At 72.6% G+C, this 21,609-nt stretch carries 17 protein-coding genes and 1 pseudogene; 3 read left to right on the top strand and 15 right to left on the bottom strand.

Annotation, left to right across the window (positions count from 1 at the left end; translation table 11 throughout):
- Nucleotides 1–149: 149 nt before the first annotated feature.
- The 3 genes from WMF27_RS46690 to WMF27_RS46680 all read right to left on the bottom strand — a co-directional run bounded on the left by WMF27_RS46690 (nucleotide 150) and on the right by WMF27_RS46680 (nucleotide 5,010).
- Nucleotides 150–959: a metallophosphoesterase family protein gene (locus tag WMF27_RS46690; protein WP_437762403.1), complete on the bottom strand. Its 810-nt coding sequence runs from the start codon at nucleotides 957–959 to the stop codon at nucleotides 150–152.
- Between the two features lie 6 nt (nucleotides 960–965).
- On the bottom strand, nucleotides 966–1,931 hold the full coding sequence (locus WMF27_RS46685) for a diacylglycerol/lipid kinase family protein (RefSeq protein WP_437762404.1): 966 nt from the start codon (nucleotides 1,929–1,931) through the stop codon (nucleotides 966–968).
- Nucleotides 1,932–2,340: 409 nt separating this feature from the next.
- Nucleotides 2,341–5,010 carry a protein kinase domain-containing protein gene (locus WMF27_RS46680; protein WP_437762405.1) on the bottom strand — a complete coding sequence of 890 codons (2,670 nt, stop codon included), beginning with the start codon at nucleotides 5,008–5,010 and terminating at the stop codon, nucleotides 2,341–2,343.
- 58 nt (nucleotides 5,011–5,068) lie between these two features.
- Here WMF27_RS46680 and WMF27_RS46675 point away from each other — a divergent pair, with 58 nt between their 5' ends.
- Both WMF27_RS46675 and WMF27_RS46670 read left to right on the top strand, forming a co-directional pair.
- Nucleotides 5,069–5,998 carry an FHA domain-containing protein gene (locus tag WMF27_RS46675; RefSeq protein ID WP_437762406.1) on the top strand — a complete coding sequence of 310 codons (930 nt, stop codon included), beginning with the start codon at nucleotides 5,069–5,071 and terminating at the stop codon, nucleotides 5,996–5,998.
- Nucleotides 5,999–6,226: 228 nt separating this feature from the next.
- Nucleotides 6,227–6,883 (top strand): hypothetical protein, encoded by a 657-nt coding sequence (locus WMF27_RS46670; protein WP_437762407.1) that lies wholly within the window; start codon nucleotides 6,227–6,229, stop codon nucleotides 6,881–6,883.
- Between the two features lie 67 nt (nucleotides 6,884–6,950).
- On the opposite strand, the gene WMF27_RS46665 is transcribed toward WMF27_RS46670, so the two are convergent.
- The 12 genes and pseudogenes from WMF27_RS46665 to WMF27_RS46610 form a co-directional block, all read right to left on the bottom strand.
- Nucleotides 6,951–7,235, bottom strand: coding sequence for a hypothetical protein (locus WMF27_RS46665; protein ID WP_437762408.1), 285 nt, complete (start codon nucleotides 7,233–7,235; stop codon nucleotides 6,951–6,953).
- An 84-nt stretch (nucleotides 7,236–7,319) separates the two neighbouring features.
- A complete protein-coding gene (locus tag WMF27_RS46660) occupies nucleotides 7,320–7,976 on the bottom strand; it encodes a hypothetical protein (protein WP_437762409.1) in 657 nt (218 codons plus the stop codon).
- A gap of 307 nt (nucleotides 7,977–8,283) precedes the next feature.
- Nucleotides 8,284–8,586, bottom strand: a pseudogene (locus tag WMF27_RS46655) (hypothetical protein); the annotation flags it as partial.
- A gap of 423 nt (nucleotides 8,587–9,009) precedes the next feature.
- Nucleotides 9,010–10,719, bottom strand: coding sequence for a cytochrome-c peroxidase (locus WMF27_RS46650; protein WP_437762410.1), 1,710 nt, complete (start codon nucleotides 10,717–10,719; stop codon nucleotides 9,010–9,012).
- A gap of 370 nt (nucleotides 10,720–11,089) precedes the next feature.
- The gene (locus WMF27_RS46645; protein ID WP_437762411.1) at nucleotides 11,090–11,365 is read right to left on the bottom strand and encodes a hypothetical protein; all 276 of its coding nucleotides are present in this window, start codon (nucleotides 11,363–11,365) and stop codon (nucleotides 11,090–11,092) included.
- Nucleotides 11,366–11,689: 324 nt separating this feature from the next.
- Nucleotides 11,690–12,556, bottom strand: coding sequence for a carbohydrate ABC transporter permease (locus WMF27_RS46640; RefSeq protein ID WP_437762412.1), 867 nt, complete (start codon nucleotides 12,554–12,556; stop codon nucleotides 11,690–11,692).
- A complete protein-coding gene (locus WMF27_RS46635; RefSeq protein ID WP_437762413.1) occupies nucleotides 12,553–13,434 on the bottom strand; it encodes a carbohydrate ABC transporter permease in 882 nt (293 codons plus the stop codon). The genes WMF27_RS46640 and WMF27_RS46635 overlap by 4 nt, the downstream gene beginning before the upstream one ends.
- Nucleotides 13,431–14,738, bottom strand: a complete 1,308-nt coding sequence (locus WMF27_RS46630) for an ABC transporter substrate-binding protein (protein WP_437762414.1) — start codon at nucleotides 14,736–14,738, stop codon at nucleotides 13,431–13,433. Before WMF27_RS46630 ends, WMF27_RS46635 begins: the two co-directional genes overlap by 4 nt.
- 17 nt (nucleotides 14,739–14,755) lie before the next feature.
- Nucleotides 14,756–15,865 (bottom strand): ABC transporter ATP-binding protein, encoded by a 1,110-nt coding sequence (locus tag WMF27_RS46625; RefSeq protein WP_437762415.1) that lies wholly within the window; start codon nucleotides 15,863–15,865, stop codon nucleotides 14,756–14,758.
- A gap of 9 nt (nucleotides 15,866–15,874) precedes the next feature.
- On the bottom strand, nucleotides 15,875–16,678 hold the full coding sequence (locus WMF27_RS46620) for an HAD family hydrolase (RefSeq protein WP_437762416.1): 804 nt from the start codon (nucleotides 16,676–16,678) through the stop codon (nucleotides 15,875–15,877).
- A gap of 250 nt (nucleotides 16,679–16,928) precedes the next feature.
- The gene (locus WMF27_RS46615; protein ID WP_437762417.1) at nucleotides 16,929–18,260 is read right to left on the bottom strand and encodes an aspartate kinase; all 1,332 of its coding nucleotides are present in this window, start codon (nucleotides 18,258–18,260) and stop codon (nucleotides 16,929–16,931) included.
- Nucleotides 18,261–18,398: 138 nt separating this feature from the next.
- Nucleotides 18,399–19,664, bottom strand: a complete 1,266-nt coding sequence (locus WMF27_RS46610) for a YkgJ family cysteine cluster protein (RefSeq protein WP_437762418.1) — start codon at nucleotides 19,662–19,664, stop codon at nucleotides 18,399–18,401.
- 464 nt (nucleotides 19,665–20,128) lie between these two features.
- Between WMF27_RS46610 and WMF27_RS46605 the strand changes: the two genes are divergently transcribed.
- Entirely contained in the window at nucleotides 20,129–21,589 is a 1,461-nt protein-coding gene (locus WMF27_RS46605; RefSeq protein ID WP_437762419.1) for a DUF4215 domain-containing protein, read from the top strand.
- Nucleotides 21,590–21,609 lie beyond the last annotated feature (20 nt).

Here is a 21,609-nt window from a genome sequence, read left to right as displayed (position 1 = left end):
CCGAGCACGAACGGCGGATCCGATCAGCTTGAAAGCTCATTTCCACCCATCTCGCGACGAACGAGACGTCGTGCATTCTCCGGAGATCGCCCATTTCCCATCGCGAGCGCATGCCGCCCGATCCAGCGCAGGAGTCGAGCGCGCCAAGCCTACGCCGCCCGCACCCAGCCGCGCGACGTCTCCTCGAAATGCTCGGCGCTCGCGATCCCGAAGAATCCGTCTTCCGGCTGCCAGAAATACCGCTCGATATGGATCTTCCTTCCATCGACGCGGATCACATTGAAGGCGTTCCGCTCGCCCCGGCCGCGCGTGGAGGTCGCGGTGCCGGCCTGGACGATCAGCGAGGAGTGGCCGCCGACCTCGAAGCGCTCCGCGGAGTGCCCCGTGTGGCTCATGTGCAGGTGCCCCGACAAGATGACGTCGACGCCGCAGCCCGCGAGCGCCGCCATCGCCTGCCTCGCGCGCCCGACGATCGCATGCGGCGAGTTCTCCGGCAGATCGAACGGGTGGTGCGTGACCACGATCTTCGTGATCTCGGGCCCCAGATCGCACATCCTCGCCTTGATCCCCTCGACCTGCCGCGCGTTGATGCGCCCCTCCTTGATGGTCAGCGAGCGCGCGGTGTTGATGCCCAGGACAGCGATCTCCGCGTCGAGGTGGAACGGCGAGAGGTCGTCCGTGATGTGGCTCCGGTACCTGTCGAGCGGGCGGAAGAACCGGTCGAACAGGTTGTAGAGCGGGACATCGTGGTTGCCAGGCACCACGATCTGCGACGAGGGCAGCGCGTCGAGGAAGGCGCGCGCCTCGGCGAACTCGGCGTCGCGCGCCCGCTGGGTCAGATCGCCGGAGATCACGACCACGTGCGGCTCGAGCCCCCCTATCCTGTCGATCAGCGGGCGGAGGATGGCCTTGTCGACGCGGCCGAAGTGCAGATCCGACAGGTGCACGAGCGTGCGCACGGCGCCTCATCCCCCCAGCGCCGCGACCGGGCGAGATGGGTCCTCCTGCCGCCGCGAGCCCGCGCGGAGCTCGGACGACAGCGGCACGATGACGCGGAGCGCTGCAGGCCGCACGCGATAGCAGAGCGGCGGCGTCATCCTGAGGACCTCGCCGTCCGCAGCCACGTGGAGGCGGCGGTGGGGCGCCTCCACCCGGAGCTCCGTCGTTCGCAGGATACTGAAATCGTTCGATTGATGAATGCGCCCGACGACGGCGCTGGCGATGAGCTTGAGCGTGGAGAGGCGGCTCTCCGCGTGCGCCACGCAGACGCCGAGCTCACCCGAGCACGGCGGGCGCTGGCGGCCGATGTCCATGTCGCCAAGCTTGAAATCGTTGTTCGCGACGAACACGAACGGCGTCTCCAGCTCGACCTCCTGCCCATCCAGGAAGAGCCGGAGACGGACGCGCTCGTGCCGCCGGATCCCGGAGATGGTCGACAGCGCCAGGGCCATCCACTTGTTGAGCCCACGCCGCTTCCGGAGCGCCTCGCGGGCGCGCACGATGCCCGGGTAGATGCCCAGCGTCGAGTTGTTCACGAAGACCCGGCCGTTGACCTCGCCGACATCGACCCGGACGCGCCGCCCCTCGACGAGCGCGCGCACGGCGCCCTCGAGGGCCAGCGGAACGCCGAGGTGCTTGGCGAAATGGTTCACCGTGCCGAGCGGAAGGACGCCCATCGTCTTGTCCGTGCCGGCGATCGCGGCAGCGACGGTGTTCACCGTCCCGTCGCCGCCGCCGGCCACGATGAGGTCATGAGGCCCGCGCGCCACACGGCAGGCGAGCTCCCCGAGCTGCTGCCCCTTCTCGGCGCACAGCACCTCCGCGGCGAGGCCGCTCTCTTTCAGGAGCTCCCCGAGCCGCGCGCGCTGCGCCGCCGCCCGGTTCGACCGGGAGGAGCAGTTCAGGAGGACCGTTATGGATCGATGCTTCACCGTCGCGCTCCCGGCATGGGGCAAGGGCCCATGCCCACCCGACAGCGAGAAAGCAGATCGCGCGCCACCTCCCCGCGGCGAGCGGCCGCGGCGCTCCGGCTCCGCCACGCGGCGCGTGGCGTGGCGGATTGCCACGCTCGCCCCAGCTTCTCCGCCCGCTCGGTGAAGACACCCCGCCCGGAGTGCCCACAGAACAGCCCGCCGAGGACATGCCCCGAACGGGAGACCTCCGGCACGGCAAGGTCGCTGACGACAGGCAAGTGGCCCTTCGGCATCCCGTGGCAAGGGGCGTTGTTCCCGTGGCGCGGGTCCTTCGTGACATCCGCCAGCGCTGCGATGCGGGCCCAGCAGCCAGGCGCGGCCGATCGCCGCGTACGACCGCATCCCGCTGCGCGCCGGCGGCCGCCGGCTACCCGCCAGCGACGACTGGCCGGGCGAGACGGAAGCCCACGGCGCTGAAGCGATCCTCCGGGCGCGCGGCGAAGCGACCTGCCGCGCGGCACACAGCGGGGGGCCCGGAGCTCCACGCACCCCCGCGGATCGAGCGGAGCCCCGGAGCCGCCGCGTCCGCTGGCTTTAGGCGCGCGATGCGGTCGACCACCGTGGGGCCGTCGGGCATCCACAGCTCGGCGCACCAGTCGCGGATGTTGCCCGCGAGGCCCCGGGCGCCGTGGGGGCCCTCGTCCGTCGGATGGTCGTCCACCGGCGCCGGGCTCGCGGGGCCGGGGCGGCCCCCCACCATGCAGGCCCACGTCGGCTCGGGCTCGTCTCCCCAGGGGAAGAAGCGCCCGTCGACGCCGCGCGCGGCCTTCTCGCGCTCGAGCTCGCCGACGAGGCGCCACGGCGCGCCGGTGCGCGCCGCCAACCAGGACGCGTAGGCGACGGCGCTGCGCCAGTCCACCGAGGCGACCGGGTGCCGCGCCTGCTCCGCGCGCGCCTGCGGGCCGAGCACGAAGCGCCCGTCCCCGTCGCGCGCGAACAGCGGGATGTCCACGTTGCCGGCGATCGCGCGGGCCGCGCGCGGGCACGCCGCCGTGGCCTCCGCCTCGCGCCCGCGCGCGAGCAGATCGTTCAGGAAGGCGAGGTACTCGGCCTGCGTCACCGGGTGCCGCCGCACCACGAAGCCGTCGACCCAGATCCGGCACGCCGGCAAGCCGTCGCCGGCCTGCGGGTCTCCGCCGGCCGAGAAGAAGCCCGCCGGCACGTAGACGTCCTCTTCGCCGAGCGCCTCCGAGGGCAGGAGGGGCACCACGAACGGCTCTGCGCCGCCCGGACGCACGCCGTCCCAGTGCTCGCCGCGGCCGATCTTCACGGGGTACGACGCCTCGCGGTACCCGGGCGCGCGGATCGAGAGCAGGTAGCTGCCGCGCGCGAGCGGGACCTCGCAGAGCGGCGTGTGACCGAGGAGGCCCTGGGGCTCGGCGTGAAGCCTGCGCTCCTTCTCGACATAGCGGAGCAGCCAGACCTGCGCCCCCTCGGGGTCGGTCCGCAGCGAGAGGGCCCCGGTGCCGCGGAGCAAGACCGCGTGCCGCTCGCGCGCGTGCGCCCTGAGGAACGCCTCGGCGCGCGCCGCGGCCTCGGCGTCGCGGGCCTCCTCGGCGGCCCGCAGATCGGCCAGGTGGGCGTCGGCGAGCGCCGCGTGCGCTTCATCGAAGTCCGGGGCCTCGTTGAGCGCGGCGCGGAGCTTCTGGTGCCACGTCGCCTCGTCCAGGGCGGCGGCGCGGTCGAGCGCGCGCGCCTCGTCCTCGAGCGCCCACCCCTGCGCCTTCTCGGCGGCGGGCGCGAACGAGTCGAGGCGCCCGAGCACCGCCTTCGCCTCGGCCCGGAGGGCCCGGGCGCGCGCGCGCAGGCCCTCGATCTGCGGCGCCAGCGCGCGCGACTCCTCGACCAGGGCGCGCGCCCGCTCGCGACGGCGGGCGCCGTCGAGGAAGCCGCGGATCTCCGCGGCGAGCACCTCGGCGCTCGCGTAACGCGAAGGCGGCTCGCGCGCCATCGCCCGCTCGCAGATCGCGATGAGATCCCGGGGGATCGGGTCGGGGCACCGGACGGCGAGCCGCTCGGGCGACCGCTGGACCACCTGCGCCAGGACGGCCAGCGCCGTCCCCCGGAACGGGGGCTCGCCGCAGAGGAGCTCGTACAGAACGGCCCCGAGGGCGTACACGTCGCTGGGGGGCCCGAGCTGCTCGGCCTCGCCGCGCGCCTGCTCCGGCGGCATGTAGACCGGCGTCCCCAGGACCAGGCCCACGTGCGTGTGGTGGCCGCTGTCCGGGAGCGCGTCCGCCAGCGCGCCGCGCGCTGTCGCGCGGGCGATGCCCCAGTCCATCACGAGGACCTCGCCGAACTCGCCGATCATGACGTTGTCCGGCTTGAGATCGCGGTGGAGGACGCCCTGGCCGTGCGCGTACGCGACCGCCTCGCAGACGCGGACGAAGACGTCGAGCACGCGGCGCAGCGCCTCGGGCGAGGGGCCCGCCTCGCCCGAGGCGTGGAGCGCGCGGATCAGCGCGCTCAGCGTGCGGCCGCGGACCTCCTTCATCGTGAACCAGAGCTGGCCGTTCGGGAGCATCCCGCAGTCGTGGACGGGGACGATCCCTGGGTGCTGAAGGCACGCGGTGAGGCGCGCCTCGTCGAGGAAGCGCGCCCGGCCGTCCGCGTCGTCTTGCCCCTCGACGCGCAGCAGCTTCATGGCGAGCACGCGGCCCATCACGCGATCGCGCACGCGCCGCACCTCGCCCATGCCCCCGCGGCCGATGAGCCCGAGATCCTCGTAACGGTCCCAGGGCCACGCCGCGACCGGCGCGTGGACCGCCGGAGGCGCGGCGCTCGGGCAGCGCTCGGCCGCCGCCGGCGCGTCCCCGGTCAGCCCGGGCGCGCCCCCGGCCGCCGCCGGCGCCTCCCCGTTGGGCCCCGGCGCGCCCCTCGGCGCCGCCGGCGCGTCCCGGACCAGGGTCGCCGGCAGCTCCTCCGTGAGGCCGCGCGCGGCGTGCTCGGCGAGCGCCCGCTGGATCTCCGCGCATGCCGAGGGAGACAGGTGCAGCTCACCCGCCAGCTTCCTGAGGAGTGCCGCGGGATCGCTCATGGGGGCCTCGCCTTCGACGCCGTTGATGTGGTCGGCGGCAGCATCTTACGCTGCATCCATGGCGGTCTTGAAGCATGAAGCCGACGGCCTTCGCGTGACGCTCCCGGCGCGCGCGCGGGTCGGCCGAGCGCGCGACTGCGCCGTGCGCCTCCGGGACCGCTGCGCCTCCGGCGAGCACGCCGTCCTGTTCTGGGACGGGGCGCGCTGGTGGATCCGCGACCTCGGCAGCACGAACGGCACGCACGTCAGCGGCCGGCGGCTCACGTCCGCCGAGCGGGTCGCGCTCGACGCCGGGACGGAGCTCGTGTTCGGCGGCGACGCCGAGCGCTGGACCGTGGAGGAGGCCGGCGCGCCCGTCACGAGCGCGCGGGCCGAGCTCACCGGCGAGGTGCGCGCGGCGGAGGAGGGCCTGCTCGCGCTGCCGGACGCCGCCGACCCCCGGGTGACGCTCTTCGAGGATCAGCACGGCGCCTGGCAGATCGAGATCGACGGGAGCACGCGCCCGGCCGTGGATCAGGAGCGCATCGAGGCCGGCGGCGCCTGGGTCCTGCGCGTCCCGCCGCAGGCGCTCGACGCCGCCGTGCCGACGACCGCGTCGAGCGCGGCGAGCCCCAAGCTCCTCGGCCTCACCGTCCTGCGCTTCGAGGTGAGCCACGACGAGGAGCACATCGCCGTCGCCCTGGTGCAGGGGGAAAAGGTCATCCAGCTCGCCGCGCGCGCCCACCACGAGCTGCTCCTCATGCTGGCGCGCTCCCGGCTGCGCGACAGGGAGGCGGGGCTGCCCCCGGCCGAGCGCGGGTGGCGCTACGTCGATGACCTGATCGGCAAGCTGCGGCTCGACCTCCATCACCTCAACGTCAACGTCTTCCGCGCCCGCCAGCAGCTCGCGCGCGCGGGCGTGCTCGACGCCGGCTCGCTCGTCGAGCGCCGGACGACGTCGCGGCAGATCCGGCTCGGCACCGAGGCGGTCGAGGTGGTCCGGTACTGAACATCGGGCCGCGGCCGGAGCGCGCCGGCCCTCGCGCGTGACCGCCTGTCATCGACGCCGCGGCCGGGAGGATCCAGGTTTCCTCTCGTCGACGCCGGGTGAGGCCGCGCGGGTCGCGCGTCGTGAACACGCACGCGCGATCGCGCCGCCGCCGGAGCGCGGGCTGGGCAGGGCCTGCGCGCTGCGATCGATGCTGTCGTGATCGTCATCCCAGGAGAGAGCGCAACCATGAGCAACGATGCAGACTCAACGTTCGGTGCGCCCGCCGCCGGCGCTTCCATCTCGACGCGCGGCCCCTCGAAGGCCAAACCAGGCTCCGGTGTGACCGACCAGATCCCGCCGGACGTGAGGCTCAGGATCTTCTCGAACGCGGATCTCGTCCGGATCGTGGCCCTCGGGAGCAACGGTGTTTCCAATGGCCAGCTCAGCTTCCAGGCGCAGACGGAGTACTGGCGGTGGGCGAGCACGCTCACCTTCTCGAACACACTGACCTTCACGTCCGAGGTGATCCCGAGCTTCACGGCGCCGGCGCTCGACGCGTTCCTGGACGTCGTGAGCACGAGCAACCAGTTCACGGCCCCCCGGAACACGACCCAGGGCGACTGGACCCAGGGGACGCGCTCCGTCCCGGGGACCCGCACCGGGTACCTTTACCGGTTGCCGAGCCCCGACAACAGCCAGGTGAAGATGGGAGTCCTGTTCGAGAAGGACAACCAGACATCGGCCCTGATGGCGGTCGCCTGGTACGTGAAGACGCAGGCGCCGAGCAACGGCCTTGCGTTCAACAAGAAGATCTTCACGAGCACGCTGACCCGGGTGAGCGGGACGCACCCGAACGCCATCGAGGTGGGCACCTGGTATTATCTCCTGATGGGCACGCCCTGACCCAGCGCAGGCGCGAGAGGCGGCGCGGCGGGGTCGCCTCTGGGCCCTCTGGATCGCGCGCGCCGCCTCAGAGGAGCGGGGTAGAGCGCCGCTCCGGCTCGCGAAGGGGGATATGCAGCTCGCGCTGGGGCACCGGGACGACGATCCCCTCCGTGTCGAGCCGCTCCTTGAAGCGGCGCGTGAGCTCGAGCCGCGCCGGGAAGAAGTCGGCGCCGAGCGATCGCACGCTCCGCGCGGCCCAGGCCGCGGCCGTCCACCCGACGACCGCGATGAGCAGCGCGCTCGAGACGCCGGGCCCGTGGCTCTTCAGGAGCTCGTACGGCGTGTCCCACGTCGAAATCCCCTGCTCCACGGCGCATCCTCCTCGGCTTCGGCGCAGCGCGCGACGCCGCGCGCGGCCCAGCGCCGGGCTGTCTCCGCGCGCGGCCGGCGGGAGTCAACCGGCGAACGTGACGAGGCGGCGGAGCCGCTGCGCCGCGAGCTCCACGCCGTTCACGAGGCCCCGGAGGAGGTGGGCGACGACGTCGTCCTTCGCCGCCCGCGTGGCGCGCATCGGGCGCGCCGCGAACCACGCGAGCTCGTCGGCGACCGCCTCGACCAGAGGCCTGCGCATCGACAGCCAGCGCGCGCACCACGCGGCGAGGGGCGTGTCGCCCTCCACGGTCGCGACGTACTGGAGCAGCTCGACGAGGTCGACGCCGTGCCGCATCCCGAGGAGCGTGCCGCGGTAGGACCTCTCGGTGCTGAGCAGGTGATCGGCGAGGTGATCGCGCAAGGCCGAGAAGGCCTCGCCCACCATGCTGCCGCCCGCGCTGACGGGCAGCCCGCGCTCGCGGAGGAGCGGGCGGATCTCCGACAGCGCGGCCTCCGCGTGGGTCGAGACCGCCCGCATGGCGCGCGCCGGCGGCACATCGCCGAGGCGCTCCGCCTCGATCCGCGGATGGATCATCGCCGAGCGCTCCGTCTGAAACAGCTCCCGGACAAGGCTCGTGAGGAACGCGCGCCCTCTCCGGCTCTCTACCTGCGGCCCGGACTCGTCGCCCAGCAGGCCGCCCTCGCCATTCGTCGCTCCGTTGCTCTGAAGCTCCTGCATGGTCGCCCCCTCTCCTCTTCTCGCCGGGGCGTCAGGCCCCGCTCGCGGCGCGCCGCGCTCCGGTCCTCGCCCCCGAGCTCGTCTTGCGCGAGGCCCCGCTCGCGGCGCGCCGCGCTCCGGTCTTCGCCCCCGAGGTCGTCTTGCGCGAGGCCCCTGCCCCGCCGCGGCGGGCCGTGCCCTGCGCGGCGCGGGGGCGGCCGCTCGTCGACGTGGCCGAGGAGCTGCGCGAGCGAGCGCTGGACGCGGCGCTCTTCTTCGCCCTCGCCCTTGCCGGCGCCTTCTTCGCGGCCGTGGTCCGTCCGGCGCTCGCCGCGGCGTTCCGCTTGCGGGTCGCCGCCGCCTTCTTCGCCGCCGCGCTCCTCGCGGCGGCCGGCCGCGCCCTGGACGCGGCGCCTCCCTTGCGGCCCCCCTTTTTCGCCGGCTCCTTGTTCACTGGCTTGCCCACCCCCGATCCCGACTTCTTCCCCCCGCCGGTCATCTTGTTGACGGTCGCCCAGGCCCGCCGCTCGGCCTCTTCCTCGGAGACCCCGCGCTTCTCGTACCCCTCTTCGATGTGCTCGGCCTGCCGCTTCTGCTTGGTCGTGTAGCTGGATTTGTCGCCTCTAGGCATGGTGCCCTCCTTGCGCCTGCTCCACCTCGCGGGTCGGCAGCTTCGTCGGAAACGCCGGCTTGCCCCGTCGTGAGAGCGTGAGAATCGCGAGATCGTGCGAACGTATGAACGTGCGGAAACGTTCGGAAACGTTCGGAAACGTTCGAAAAAGACAGACCGTGCGTGTGGCCCGGGTCCATCGAGCCGCGATGTCTGTTGCATCGGTTGCGTCGGTTGCGCCTGTGTCGATGGACGAGCAACGGCTGTGCCGCCGGAGAGCGCGGCGCCGGCCGCCGGCGGCGCGCCCGGGCCGGGCGCCCCGTCACACGCGGTTTTCCCGCTCCGCTGGTTGCCGGGTGATGGGGGCTCGTCGCGTGGCAATCGGCCCCGGATGTCGAGGAACGCCTCGGTCGTACCGCGCGAGGAGCGCGGCGCGCCGGAGGCTCAGAGGGACTCGAGGTAGGCGACCAGATCGTCCAGCTGCGTGGCGGTCAGGCCGGAGATGTCACCGTGCTTGTCGCCTCCGCACAGCGGGTCGAAGCGATCGTGGAGCGTCGCCGCGCAGCCGTCGTGCATGAACGGGGCGCGCCCGGCGATGCCGAGGAGCGAGGGCACCTGCAGCCGCTCGCCCTTGCCCACGTCCTCGTTCCGGTTGTTGGTGAGCATCGGGCCACCGTGGCACTCCGCGCAGCCCACCTGCTTGTCATGGAAAAGCACCTCGCCCCGCGCCACGGCGGCGTCGTCCTCGGGCGGCGACGCCGGGAAGGCGGGCAGGCTGTCGATGTAACGGGCCATCAGGTCGAGCCGCCGGGCGCCGGGCTGCTGGCCGCCCATGCGGGAGACGAACACCTCTCCCATCAGGCCCGCGAGATCCTGCAGATCACCGCTCCAGTGGAGGGGCGCCGTCTTCAGGATGCCGCCGCCCAGCGCCTGCGTCCGCCGCAGGCCCACGGGATCGAAGTCCCACGTCCGCCCGTCCTCGTGCCCTTCGGGGTGGCACGACGCGCACGCCACGGCGCTCACGCCGTTCGGCGGGCGGTGGAACATCTCGTGGCCGGTGTCTTTCACGCTCGCTCCCGGAAGCGCGATGGTGCGCCGGCCGACCAGCTCCAGGGCTGCCGGCTCGCGCAGCTGCACGACGATCCCGCCCTGGCCGTCGAAGGCCACGGCGACAGGCTGCCCGCTCAGCGCGTTCACGGTGACCTCCGGACTGCAGCCGTTCATCTCGGCGTCGCGCTCCAGGTTGTCGACGGTCGCGCTCACGACGCTGCGTCTGCCGGCCGCCACGATGGCCATCCGCGCGCCGTCGGGCGCGACAGCGATGTCGACAGGCAGCGAAACATTCGGGATCGCGGCCGCGGGCAGCGAGGGGATCGATGTGTCAGGAACGTCCGCCGGGTCGATCCTGCTGACCGCGGCGTGCACGATGTTCCCGTCGCAGTCGGCAGACTGGTAATAGCCGCCCGGGCTGAGGGTGACCTTCGACGACATCGCGCGCTGATGCACCATCAGCGCACCTCCGCCGGCGAGCGGCGCCATGCGCCAGGCCACGGACGGCGCATACTCCGAGTTGGCGAACCCGTTCGAGTAGAAGACGGGGAGCGTGCGGCGCGAGAGCACCGCGCCGTCGGGGCCCACAACCAGCGTCTCCGCGGACCTGAAGCGGCTGACCAGGAGCCGGTCGCCCTCGACCACGACGTCGCGCAGGTCGGGGGCGAGGCGGAGCTTCCGGACGGCGGGGCCGCCGGAGGCCGGGAGCGTCACGAGCTCGCCGCCGGCGCAGGCGACGTGGATGGCGTCGAGCGAGGCGTCGTAGGCGACCCCGCGCGGCGCGCGGCAGACCTCTCTGCGCGCGATGACCGACCGCGCCTCGACATCGAGGGTCACCACCGCGCCGGCGCGCCGGAGCGCCACGTGGACCCGGCCGCTCGCGTCCTCGACGAGGCGCCCGGGCTCGTCGCCCCGCTCCAGCAGGACCTCCGCCGGCTCGCCGCCCTCGAGATCGACGATCCAGACGCGATCGCGGTCGGCGTCCGCCGCCACCGCCGTGCGACCGTCGCCGGCGACGATCAGCGTTCCGCCGCTGATGGCCGGCGGTGGCACCTCCGTCACCGTGATCTGCTGATCAGGGCCGTCGACAGGGGCCCCGGCCACCGGGGTTGGATCCCCCGGGCCGCACGCCGTGAGAGCTGACGAGAAAACGCCCGTGGACAGGAGCCCTGCCACGACAAGAGAACGAGAAAGGCGCAGACGCATGGGTTCCTCCGTTCGCCGCGTGCGCGAGCTTAGCAAGAAGGACTCCAGCCAGATGTCGGGATTTGGACGGCGGCGATCCCGCGGGCGGCGCGCCGTCCGGAGGTGGGAGCGGGAACGCGTGTTCTCGGGCGAGGCGCGAAGGGCGTCACGCGCCGCGCACGCCGGGGCGGGGCTCGACCCTGGGGTCGCGACGGCGCCACGGAGGGCGCCGAGCAGCCGGCTGGATGGAGGCCCGAGCTCGGGAGACCCGAGCCCGGGAGGAAGGCTGTCAGCGGTAGTCGCCGTATCCCAGCTCGTGCTCCAGCTTGACCAGCTTGTTGTACAGGCCGATCACGAGCAGAGACGGCGCCCACTGGCCGATGAAGTTCGCGATCTGCTTCTTGCCGGCCAGCATGCAGCCGGCCGAGATCGCCATCGAGCCGATCGCCAACCCGAGATAAGTACCGGACGGAATTCTGCCGGTCCTCTCCTCGATCTTCGTCGTGATCCTGCCCTCTTCCTTCTGGACCATCTGCTTCTGCATCATTGGCTCGGTGGTGGTCATCGTGGCTCTCCTTCCGCAGCGCCTGGCCGGCGCTGCCCTGGCCGGCGCTGCCGCGGCCGGCGGGAGCCGGTGCGACGACCGGGCCAGAAAAGAGGGCGTCCGGACGAGAACAAACCGCGCAGCGCTCTCTTCTACCGCCGACGCTGCGGCGCGCTGTGCCCTCCAGTCGACCGCCGCCGGAGCGAAGCGCAGGGCGGCCTCGACAGCGACGATGGCAGGGCTCGATCGCGCCCGACGCTCACTGCCACGTCGATGCACACGCCGGCTGCTCGACCGCTCGACCGCCGGCCTCCGGCGCCGGGCCTGCCCGGGCGCCGGCGCCGCTCAGATCCGCGCCGTCACCGCGCGCAGGATCTGCCGCTGCGCCGCCGCGAACACGAGGAGCACAGGCAGGCTCAGGATCACGTTGCCGGCCATCACGAGGTGCCAGCGGACCCCTGTCCCCTGCTCCCGCAAGAGCGCGATCGCGAGCGGGAGCGTGCGTACCTGGTCGTCGGTCGTCATGACGAGCGGCCAGAAGTAATCGTTGTAGTGAAAGACGAAGCTGAACAGGAACAGCGCCGAGAGCGTCGGCCGCAGCATCGGGCCGAGGATCAGGTAGACAATCCTGAGCTCGCCAGCCCCATCCATCCTCGCCGCCTCGATGATCTCGTCAGGGACCGAGAGCAGCGCCTGGCGCACGAGGAACGTGCCGAGCGCGCTCACCCCGAAGGGCAGGATCAGCGCCCCGAACGTGTTCACGAGGCCGACCGAGCCGAGCATCGTGAACACCGGCACGAACGTCACCTGCGCCGGGATGAGAAGGCACGAGAGCACCAGGACGAACGCGGCGCTCCGCCCCACGAACCTGAGCTTCGCGAGCGCGTAACCGGCCGGGAGCGCGAGGGCGATCTGCAAGAGCGCGATGGCCGTCGCCATGAGCACGGTGTTGGCGAAATACCGCATCACCGGCACCGCCTGGAGCACCTCGCGGTACGCGCCGAGCTGGAAGGCCTGCGGCAAGGGGTAAGCCGGAGCGCGGGTGATCTCGGGCAGCGTCTTCAGCGAGGTGATCGTCATCCACGCATACGGCCCGAGCCACACGATGGCCACCACGACGAGCACGGCGTCCGAGACGAGGCGGCGCGAGCGCGAGTACGTGTGCGAGTTGAAGAGCCCCGCGCGGGCGCCGCCGCTCTGCCCCGCCGTCACGACGGCCGCCTCCCCTGGCGCGGCGCGCCCGCGCGGAGCGCCCAGAGCTGCAGGACCGTCAACAGGAGCAAAAAGACGAAGAAGATCACGATCATGGCGCTGGCCCGGCCGACCCGCAGGTTCACGAAGACGTGCTCGTAGATCGCGTAGACGAAGAGGGTCGTCGCTCTGACCGGCCCTCCCTGCGTCATCACGCGGATCACGTCGAACGCCTGAAAAGAGAGGATGAGGCTCGTCGTCGCCACGAAGGCGGCGCTCGGGCGGAGCAGCGGCCACGTCACGTGGCGGAACCGCCGCCACGGGCCGGCGCCGTCGAGCGCGGCCGCCTCGTGGAGCGCGCGGGGGATGTCCTGGAGGCCGGCCAGGAAGATGACCATGGCATAACCGGTGATCTTCCAGACGCTCACCGCGGCCAGCGCGAGCAGCGCCGAGCGGGGATCGCCGAGCCAGCTCATCGTCGGCAGGCCGAGCCAGCGGAGCGCGACGGTGAAGAGCCCCTCGGCGTCGAGGATCCACATCCAGAGCAGCGCCACCGCGACCCACGACACGACATAGGCGCTGAACACCGCGCCCCGCACGAAGGCATAGACAGGCCCAGGTCGATCGAGCGCCACCGCCAGCGCGAGCCCCAGGGCGCCGGAGAGCGCCACAACGACGGCGCTGTAGCCGAGCGTGCGGAGCAGCGTGCCGGCGAGCTCGCCGCTCTCGACGAGGACCTCGTAGTTCCGGAGCCCGACGTACCGCGGGGGCGTGAGCAGGTCCCACGCAAAGAAGCTGTTCTTGGCCGCGAGCAGGAGCGGGATCAGGAAGAACACCGCCAGGAAGGCCGCGGTGGGCAGGAGGAGCAGGTAGGGCGAGAGGGGGTGCTTGGGCTTCATCGCTCGCGCGCCGCGCGGACGGCCTCGGAGAGGGTCTCGGCGGCGTCGCGCGGGGCGAGCACCGCCTCTTCGAGCCGGGGCTGCACCGCCTCGCGCTGGACGCGGAACAGGTCCGGAGACCAGGGCCAGGGCGCGGCGTGCGCGAGCTGGTCCACGGCGACGCGGTCGTTCGGGTGCGCGGCGTAGTAGCCGCCCTGCCGGAGCACCTCGAGGCCGCGGCGCGAGACGGGGATGTAGCCCGTCCGCGTCGCGAACGAGTTCGCCTGCTCCGGCTGCATCATCCAGCGCAGGAACGCGAGCGCCGCCTCCTGCGCCGCCGGCGCGGCGCCGCGCGGCATCACGAACATCGTCCCGCCCGTGGGCACCGAGGCGCGCACGTCGCGCGGCAGCGGGGCGGCGCCGACCTCGAACTTCCCCGCGCCCGCCTGGCCCGCGTTGTCCTCCAGGTACCGGAGGAACGCGGTCGAGGTCCAGATCATCGCGACCCGGCCTGCCAGGAAGTCGGTGTTCGTCACCTGCCACGCGTTGTAATCGCGCCCGGGCGGCGGCTTCATCGTGCGGTCCTCGTGCACGAGGGTCTGCCAGAACCGGAGGGCGCGCACGCCCGCCTCCCCGCCGAGCGTGGGCGTGCCGTCCGGGGCCACGACGTCGCCGCCCGCTTGCCCGACGAGCGCGGCCCAGAACCACCAGTCGACCGGGCACTCGAAGCCCCACCGCCGCGTGCTCTCGCCGTCGCGCACGACGAGCCGCGCGGCCGTCGCGCGGAGCTCCTCCCAGGTCGTCGGCGGCGACAGCCCGAGCTCGCGAAACACATCCCGGTTGTAGTAGGCGATCGGCGTCGATCGGTTGAACGGCAGGCACACGAGCGGGCGCTCGCCGCCTCCCACGAACGTCCCCGACTGGCCGAGGGCCTCGACCACGTCGAGATCGCCGCCCGGGGCGTCGGCGAGGAGCCGATCGAGCGGCTCGAGCACGCCCGCCTCGGCCAGGTAGGGCACCACCTCGCCGACCACGTGCGTCAGGGCGGGCGCCGCGCCCGCGGCGAGCGCGGTCCGCAGCTTGGCGAGCGCCTCGAAGTAGTCGCCCTGGTACACGGCGTCGATGCGGTAGCGGCCCTGCTCGCGGTGGAACTGATCGACGAGCGACAGGAGCACCTCGCGGTTCTTGCCGCCGTACGCGAACCACAGCGAGGCCTCGGCGCCCGCGCCGGCGACGCGCGCGCGCCGCGCGCAGCCCATCGATCCCGCCGCGGCCGCGGCGAGCGACGCGGCGAGCGCCCGGAGCGCGTCGCGCCGCGAGCGCACGGCGCGGCCTCCCCCGCTCATGACGCCGCCCGCGGCGGGGCGATCCGCGCGCCGGAGCCCGCGTCGAACCAGAGCACGTCGCGCGGATCGAGCCGCGCGCGCACCGCCTCGCCCGGCGCGGGCGTCGCGAAGCCGTGCGCCCGCGCCCGCAGCCGCGTCCCGCCCGCGTCGAGGTACAGGAACGTCTCGGCGCCGAGCGGCTCGGCCACGACGACGCGCGCCTCGACCTCCACCTCGCCCTGCGCCCCCGCGCCGGCGTGCGATCCGCGCCCCGGCGCGACGCGCAGGTGCTCGGGCCGCACGCCGGCGATGGCCCGGTCGGGGAGCGCCACCCCCGGCGGGGCGGGCAGCGAGAGCGCCGCGCCCTCGTACCGCTCGCCGGAGCGCTCGAGCGGGAGGAGGTTGATCGCCGGCGTGCCCAGGAACCCGGCCACGAACGTGTTCGCCGGCGCCTCGTAGATGGCGCGCGGCGGGCCGACCTGCTGGAGCTCGCCGGCGCGGAGCACGGCGATGCGGTCGCCCATGGTCATGGCCTCGACCTGGTCGTGGGTCACGTAGACCGACGTCGTGCCGAGGCGGCGCACGAGCGCCGCGAGCTCGACCCGGAGCTCGGCGCGCAGCGCGGCGTCGAGGTTCGAGAGCGGCTCGTCGAAGAGGAACGCCGCGGGGGCGCGCACGATCGCGCGCCCCATGGCGACGCGCTGGCGCTCGCCTCCGGAGAGCTCGCCGGGGCGCCGCTCCAACAGGTGGCCGATGGCGAGCAGCGCCGCCGCCTCCTCGACGCGGCGCGCCCGCTCCTCCCGCGCGACCCCGCGCATCCTGAGCGGGAAGCCCATGATGTCGCGCGCGGTCATGTGCGGGTAGAGCGCGTAGCCCTGGAAGACCATGGCCACGTCGCGGTCCTCCGGCGCGACGCGGCTCACGTCGCGCCCGCCGATCGAGACCGTGCCGCCGTCGGGGCTGTCGAGGCCCGCGATCAGCCGGAGCGCCGTCGATTTGCCGCAGCCCGACGGGCCGACGAGGACGAGCAGCTCGCCGTCGTCGACGTCGAGATCCAGGCCGGCGAGCGCGGGGCGCTCGGCGCTCGGGAACCTTCGGGTCAGGCCTCGGAGCGAGAGGGTGGCCATGGCAAAAGCTCAGGTGGCGAGCAGGACGAGCCCGGGGATCGAGTCGGCGACCGCGAGCAGCTTGGGGCTCGGGGAGACCGCGACGGGCACCCGGGCCGCCCGGAGCAGGGCGGCGTCGTAGGCGCTGTCGCCGAAGGCCGCGAGCACCGCGAGCTCGGGGAACATGCGCGCGAGGGCGCGGGTCTTCCCCTCGCCGTAGGTCGCGGGCGCGCCGAGCTCGGGGGCGAGCCGGCCCTCGCGGACGGCCGGGGTCATCGCGGCGATGCGCTCGGCCGGGACGCCGAGGCGCGCGACGGCGCGCTCGATCACGGCGCGCGGCGACGCCGAGACGACGACCACCGGGACGCCGCGCGAGCGCGCCCAGCCGAGGATCGGCAGCAGCGCCGGCCGGATCCGCCCGGCGTGGCCCTTCTCCTCGAGCACGCGGTCGACGAGCGCCGCGAGCTCGTCCTCGCGCCACCCCGCGAAGGCCCAGGCCATCATCGCGAAGGCCCTGTCCTCCGGGTAGCGCTCGGCGTTGAACGCCGCGTAGAGCGCGCTCGCGATCTCGTGCGCGCCGCCCTCCGCGGCGACGCCGAACGCCTCGGCCTCGCGGCGCAGCGCCGCCTCCGCCTCGGGCCGCGCGCAGCGCCCCGCGAGGAACGCCTCGAAGAGGTCGACGCCCACGTCCCCTTCCCAGAGGGTGCCGTCCGCGTCGAACGCGAGCGCGGGGCGCGTGGCGTACGTGCCGAGCGCGGCCTCGATCCGCCGCAGGATGTCCGTCGTGCTCTCGCGCGGGATCGTCGCGCCGCCGTCGAGGTGTGCCGCCGTCATGGTCTCCCCGGGGCCGGACGCCTGGTCCGACCGAGGCCTACGCCTACTGCGGCGCCCGCGTCGCGTCACGCCTGTCCACGTCGCGTCACCCGGCAGGAACGCCGATCGTGTGGAGGATTCGAGAAAAAACAACAGGGAGACGGGGAGGCGAGGAGGAAGAGAAAGAAAATAAACATCTCCCCGTCTCCTCGCCTCCCTGTGAAATCTCTCCTGTTTCTCGAGGTTCAAACGGTCCGGCGCGCCAGGGGCGTCACCGCGCCTTCTCGAAGAGGGAGTGGTGCAGGACGCCGACCGCGGAGGCGACGTGCGCGTCCTCGATGACCATCGACAGGTTGACGCTGCCCATGGCGTAGCTGAGCATCTCGACGTTGACGCCGGCCTCGGCCATCGCGTCGAGCACCTGCGCGGCGACGCCCTTCTGCCTGGGCATGCCCTGGCCGACGATCACGAGGGTCGTCCGGTTGGGCAGGACCTCGCAGGCGCCGAACTGCTCGAGCTCTGGGAGCGCGCGGCTGAGCTTCCCGAGGTCGTCGGTGGTCATCGAGACCGAGACCTCGGACGTGGTGATCACGTCGATCACGACCTCGTGCCGGGCCAGCGCCGCGAGCACCTGCGCGAGGAAGCCGACCTCGCCGAACATCCGGGTCGAGCTGATCTTGAGCACGACCTGCCGCTCGCGGTAGGCGATGCAGGTCACGGCCGGGGACGCGGCGTCGGTGTCGAAGTCGATGACCGTGCCGGGGTGATCCGGCCGGTTCGTGTTGAGCACCCGCACCGGGATGCCCTTCTCCATGGCGGGCAGGAGCGTGGAGGGGTGCAGGACGCGGGAGCCGAAGAACGCGAGCTCCGCGGCCTCTTCGAAGCGCATCGTGGGGATGTTCCGGGCCGTCTTCACGACGCTCGGGTCGGCGGTCATCACGCCGTCGGTGTCGCTCCAGATCTGCGCCTCCTCGGCGCCGAGCCCCGCCGCGACCAGCGTGGCCGTGAGGTCGCTCCCGTTGCGGCCGACGGTCGTGATCTCGCCGGCCTCGTTGCGACCGACGAAGCCGGTGACGATCGGCACGATCCCCTCGGGGACGCGCTCGGCGAACGCGGCCTTGATCCGGGCGTCGAAGCCGGGCAGCGGGCGCGCGCGGCCGAAGCTCGCGTCGGTGATGAAGCCGAGGTCCCAGACGTCGTAGGCGCGCGCCGGCACGCCGCTCCTCGCGAAGAAGTCCGCGATGCAGCGCACGGCCATGCGCTCTCCGAAGCTCGCGATGTAGTCGAGGCTCCTCGGGCTGAGCTCCTTGACGAGGCTGATGCCGCGCAGAAGGTCGGCGATCTCCTCGTAGAAGGGCGCGAGGAGGTCGGGCGCGCAGCCGAGCGACTCGGCGACCGCGCGCTGCTTGTTCACCGGGACGGAGGGATCGAACCGCCCCGTGGCGGCGGTCTTGGCGGCGTTGATCAGCGCGTCGGTCATGCCCTTGTGCGCGGAGCTCACCACGACGGGGCGGCGGGCCAGGCGGGCTCTGACGATGTGAAGGACCTTCTCGATCTGCGCGCGGCTCTCGACCGAGCTGCCGCCGAACTTCATGACGATCATGCGCGTGCCTCCATGGGCCAGCTGGGCCCGGTGGGCGCGAGAATAGTCGCGGCCGGCGGTTAGGCGAGCCCGGCCTGACGTTGACGCGAGGTGCTAAGAGCCTGTCTCGGTAGGCGACCCGACCAGGCGACGAGGGGCCTACGCCTCGGTCGCAAGGAGGGCCCGGAAGCTCTCGCGCTTCGTGAGCAGCAGCCAGCGCAGGTTCTTCATCAGCGTGCCTTGCTCCGAGAGGGCCGCGTGGCTCAGGAGGACGAGCTCGGCGACGCTGATGCCCTCCCGCACGTCCTCCAGGGACACCTTGACCCTGCCATCCGCCGCGGCGCGGCAGCGCGCGAAGCGGGAGATCACGACGGTGGCCAGCGAGAGGTCGAGCACGGCCGCCAGGAGGTGCCTCGGCGCCGAGAAGATGTGCCGGCGCTGGAGCACGAGGCGCAGGTAGTCCTTCACGGCGGCCCCCTCGTCGCCGCCGAGGAAGCGATCGACCGTGCTCACCCGCTGGAGCTTGAACGGCCTGGGGACGAACATCATGTCGACGGTGCCTCTCCCGAGCATCCACGCGGCCTTGTTCCCGAAGCTGCGCAGCGCCTGGAGCTCCGTCCAGGAGGCCTTCTCGACCCGGTGGGGCTCGCGGACCCGCGACGGATAGCAGAGGTTGCCGAGGAGATAGGCGAACAGCACCCGCGCATAGAAAGAGGGCTTCTTGCGGGGCGCGAGCGGCTCGGGCTCCTCCTTGCCGGCCTGCCCGAGGGCGGCGTCGACCGAGGCGTCCGTCGCGCGCCCTTGGCCCTGGGGGAGCGCGCGCTCGAACGCCGCCGTCCAGTCGTAGAGCCGCGCCAGCGTCGACGCCGGCGACGCGCCGGTCGCGAGCTGCTCTTCCCAGTGCCTCGCGGCGCGTAGATAAAGCGGCTGGGTGAGGATCACGCCGCTCAGCGTCGCCAGCGCCGTCGACATCCGCTCCGTGTCGCCTCGCTGCTGGAGCTTCGCCTTGAGCTGGCGGTCCACGGGCTTGCCGTAGTTGTCGCGGATCGACGGGCACAGCTGGGAGAGCTGCGCGACGACGACATCCTTCTCGTCGCGGACGAACCCGAACGGGAACGCCTGGCACGACTTCGGGATGTACTCGTGGCCGAACCGCTTCTGCATGCTGCAGAGCATGTCGTCGTCGAGGAAGACGCACTGGAGCTGGCGATCCCGCTCCCGCACGGGCAGCACGCCGCGCCCGATGACGAGGGCCCCCTCTTCGCCGACGCGCTCCCGCACCCAGGGCTCGGCGAGGTACCGCCTGGCCTCGTCGCCGCTGAAGCGGATGTTCCACGGCATCCGGCAGCACCGAGCTGGGCAGTCGCGGCACTCGAACTTCTGATTCGGGGGGTGGCTCGAGGGAACGATGAGCTTCGTCGCCATGGGGCGGCGGGACGATACAACGCCACGGCGATCTGCGCTCGATCCCCGCGTGCCGCGTGTCCATCGCGCCCGACGCGGCGCAGCGAGCCAGTGGGCTCAGGCGTGGCGGCGGCGATCGGCGAGACGACGCGAAACGAGGACCGACAAAAAGACAGCGCCGCCGGGGCCTCAGGGGGGCGAAGGCCGCGCCGGCGGCGCTGCCTCCCATGAAGCACTGACCGTGCCATCCGGACGACCCCTAGGCAGCACCCCGAATTGCGGCGATGCGTCAGGGACATCCCCTACAAGGTTTCGTTTTTGAAACGTCACGGTCTCAGCATTGCACGATTGTAAGGGTTCTTTTCTTACCACCGCATTTCGCTCCAGACGTAACAATTCCAGTCAATCCAGGCTCTTTTTGCTGTTGTCGCAAGTTTTGCTGCGTTCCGTGGTCGAGCGCTGTACCTCTCTTCGAGGAGAACAACATGCGACTTGCTCTTCCCCTGTCAGCGGTCACGGCGATGTCTCTCGCGCTCGCCGCGTGCGGCGACGACGACGAGATCTCACCGTTGGGAGCGGCGTCCGGCGCAGGCGGCCAGGGCGGCCAGGGCGGCCAGGGCGGTGACGACGGCGAGGGCATCGCGCCGGACGGGAAGGCGGACGGCGAGGCCTGCGCGGTCAACGAGGACTGCCTCGGCGGGCTCTGCTTGACCGAGGAGGATTTCGGCTGGGCGGGCGGCTACTGCACAAGGCTCTGCGACACGGCGCTCTTGCCCTGCGGGGAGGGCTCCGAGTGCCTGCCGCAGGGCAGCTTCTCGCTCTGCCTCAAGTCCTGTGAAGAGGCGTCCGACTGCGGGAGGGCGGGGCAAACGTGCGTCGACGTGACCGACGACGGGTGGACGATGTGTTTTGGCGGCTGCGACGACGACGCGCAGTGCAAGAGCGCCTGCGACAAGGACTCCGCGTTCTGCGTCTCGTCGGGTGAGATCTGCGACAGCGCCGAGGACGAGGACAAGGACGGCCTGCAGGACTGCGAGGAGCGCGACTGCTCGACGAACGCGGCCTGCGTCGAGGGCGTCGCCGCAGCGTGCGCGGAGGCCACCGACGTCTCGGAGGGCGGGAGTTTCACCGGCACGACGGAGGCCGGCACCAACCTGTTCGCGGCGCTCTGCCCAGGACTCATCACGTCCGTCACGGGCACGGGCGTGCGAGAGCGGGTCTTCCGGTTCGTCGCGCCGGCGAAGGGCGCGGTCCAGATCGCCGCGACGGCGACGGCGCCGGAGGCCGACTTCGACTGGTACATCCGGGAGAGCTGCGACGACGAGACGACGCTGCTCGGCTGCGTCCCCGCGTTCGCGCCGGAGGACGCCCCGCTGGAGCTGCTCACCGAGGCCGGTCAGACCTATTTCATCTTCATCGAGGGGAAGAACGGGATGGACGCGTCGTACACGCTCGACGTGTCCTTCGCGGCGGAGATCTGCGGGGACGGAGCGCGCGTCGGCACGGAGGAGTGCGACGACGGAAACGCCGTGGAGGACGACGTGTGCAGCGGCCAATGCGAGGTGAACCTGGAGCCCCTGTGCGCGGCCGCGGCGACGCTCACGGAGGCAACGACGGTGGGCGACACCTCCGAGGGCACGCAGGGCGTCACGGCGTCGTGCGGCGGCGAAGGCGGGGAGCTCGTGTACCGGTATACCCCGGAGGCGAGCGGCGAGCTGACGATCACCGCGACGCCGGAGGGCCACGCCGATGTCGTCCTCTACGCGCGCAGCGACTGCGCAGACCCGAGCAGCGAGCTCTCCTGCATGGATGATCCCCGCGAGTCCGGGTGGCCCGAGTCGATCAAGGTGACGGCGACGGCAGGCCAGCCGATCGACATCTTCGTCGACAGCTACAACGCCGCCTCCTCGGGGCCGTTCACGCTGACCATCGCCCCGGCGGAGTGACCTGAAAAACGCGGACCGGC

The organism is Sorangium sp. So ce281, assembly GCF_051527395.1.
GTDB lineage: Bacteria > Myxococcota_A > Polyangia > Polyangiales > Polyangiaceae > Sorangium > Sorangium cellulosum_B.
This window is presented reverse-complemented; position numbering and strand designations above follow the sequence as displayed.

What these genes read in the sequence shown, in the direction of transcription:
- WMF27_RS46615 (WP_437762417.1), bottom strand. Translation starts at nt 18,260, where the DNA reads ATGATCGTCATGAAGTTCGGCGGCAGCTCGGTCGAGAGCCGCGCGCAG.
- WMF27_RS46635 (WP_437762413.1), bottom strand. Translation starts at nt 13,434, where the DNA reads ATGAAGCCCAAGCACCCCCTCTCGCCCTACCTGCTCCTCCTGCCCACC.
- WMF27_RS46605 (WP_437762419.1), top strand. Translation starts at nt 20,129, where the DNA reads ATGCGACTTGCTCTTCCCCTGTCAGCGGTCACGGCGATGTCTCTCGCG.
- WMF27_RS46660 (WP_437762409.1), bottom strand. Translation starts at nt 7,976, where the DNA reads ATGCAGGAGCTTCAGAGCAACGGAGCGACGAATGGCGAGGGCGGCCTG.
- WMF27_RS46625 (WP_437762415.1), bottom strand. Translation starts at nt 15,865, where the DNA reads ATGGCCACCCTCTCGCTCCGAGGCCTGACCCGAAGGTTCCCGAGCGCC.
- WMF27_RS46670 (WP_437762407.1), top strand. Translation starts at nt 6,227, where the DNA reads ATGAGCAACGATGCAGACTCAACGTTCGGTGCGCCCGCCGCCGGCGCT.
- WMF27_RS46680 (WP_437762405.1), bottom strand. Translation starts at nt 5,010, where the DNA reads ATGAGCGATCCCGCGGCACTCCTCAGGAAGCTGGCGGGTGAGCTGCAC.
- WMF27_RS46675 (WP_437762406.1), top strand. Translation starts at nt 5,069, where the DNA reads ATGGCGGTCTTGAAGCATGAAGCCGACGGCCTTCGCGTGACGCTCCCG.
- WMF27_RS46620 (WP_437762416.1), bottom strand. Translation starts at nt 16,678, where the DNA reads ATGACGGCGGCACACCTCGACGGCGGCGCGACGATCCCGCGCGAGAGC.
- WMF27_RS46610 (WP_437762418.1), bottom strand. Translation starts at nt 19,664, where the DNA reads ATGGCGACGAAGCTCATCGTTCCCTCGAGCCACCCCCCGAATCAGAAG.
- WMF27_RS46645 (WP_437762411.1), bottom strand. Translation starts at nt 11,365, where the DNA reads ATGACCACCACCGAGCCAATGATGCAGAAGCAGATGGTCCAGAAGGAA.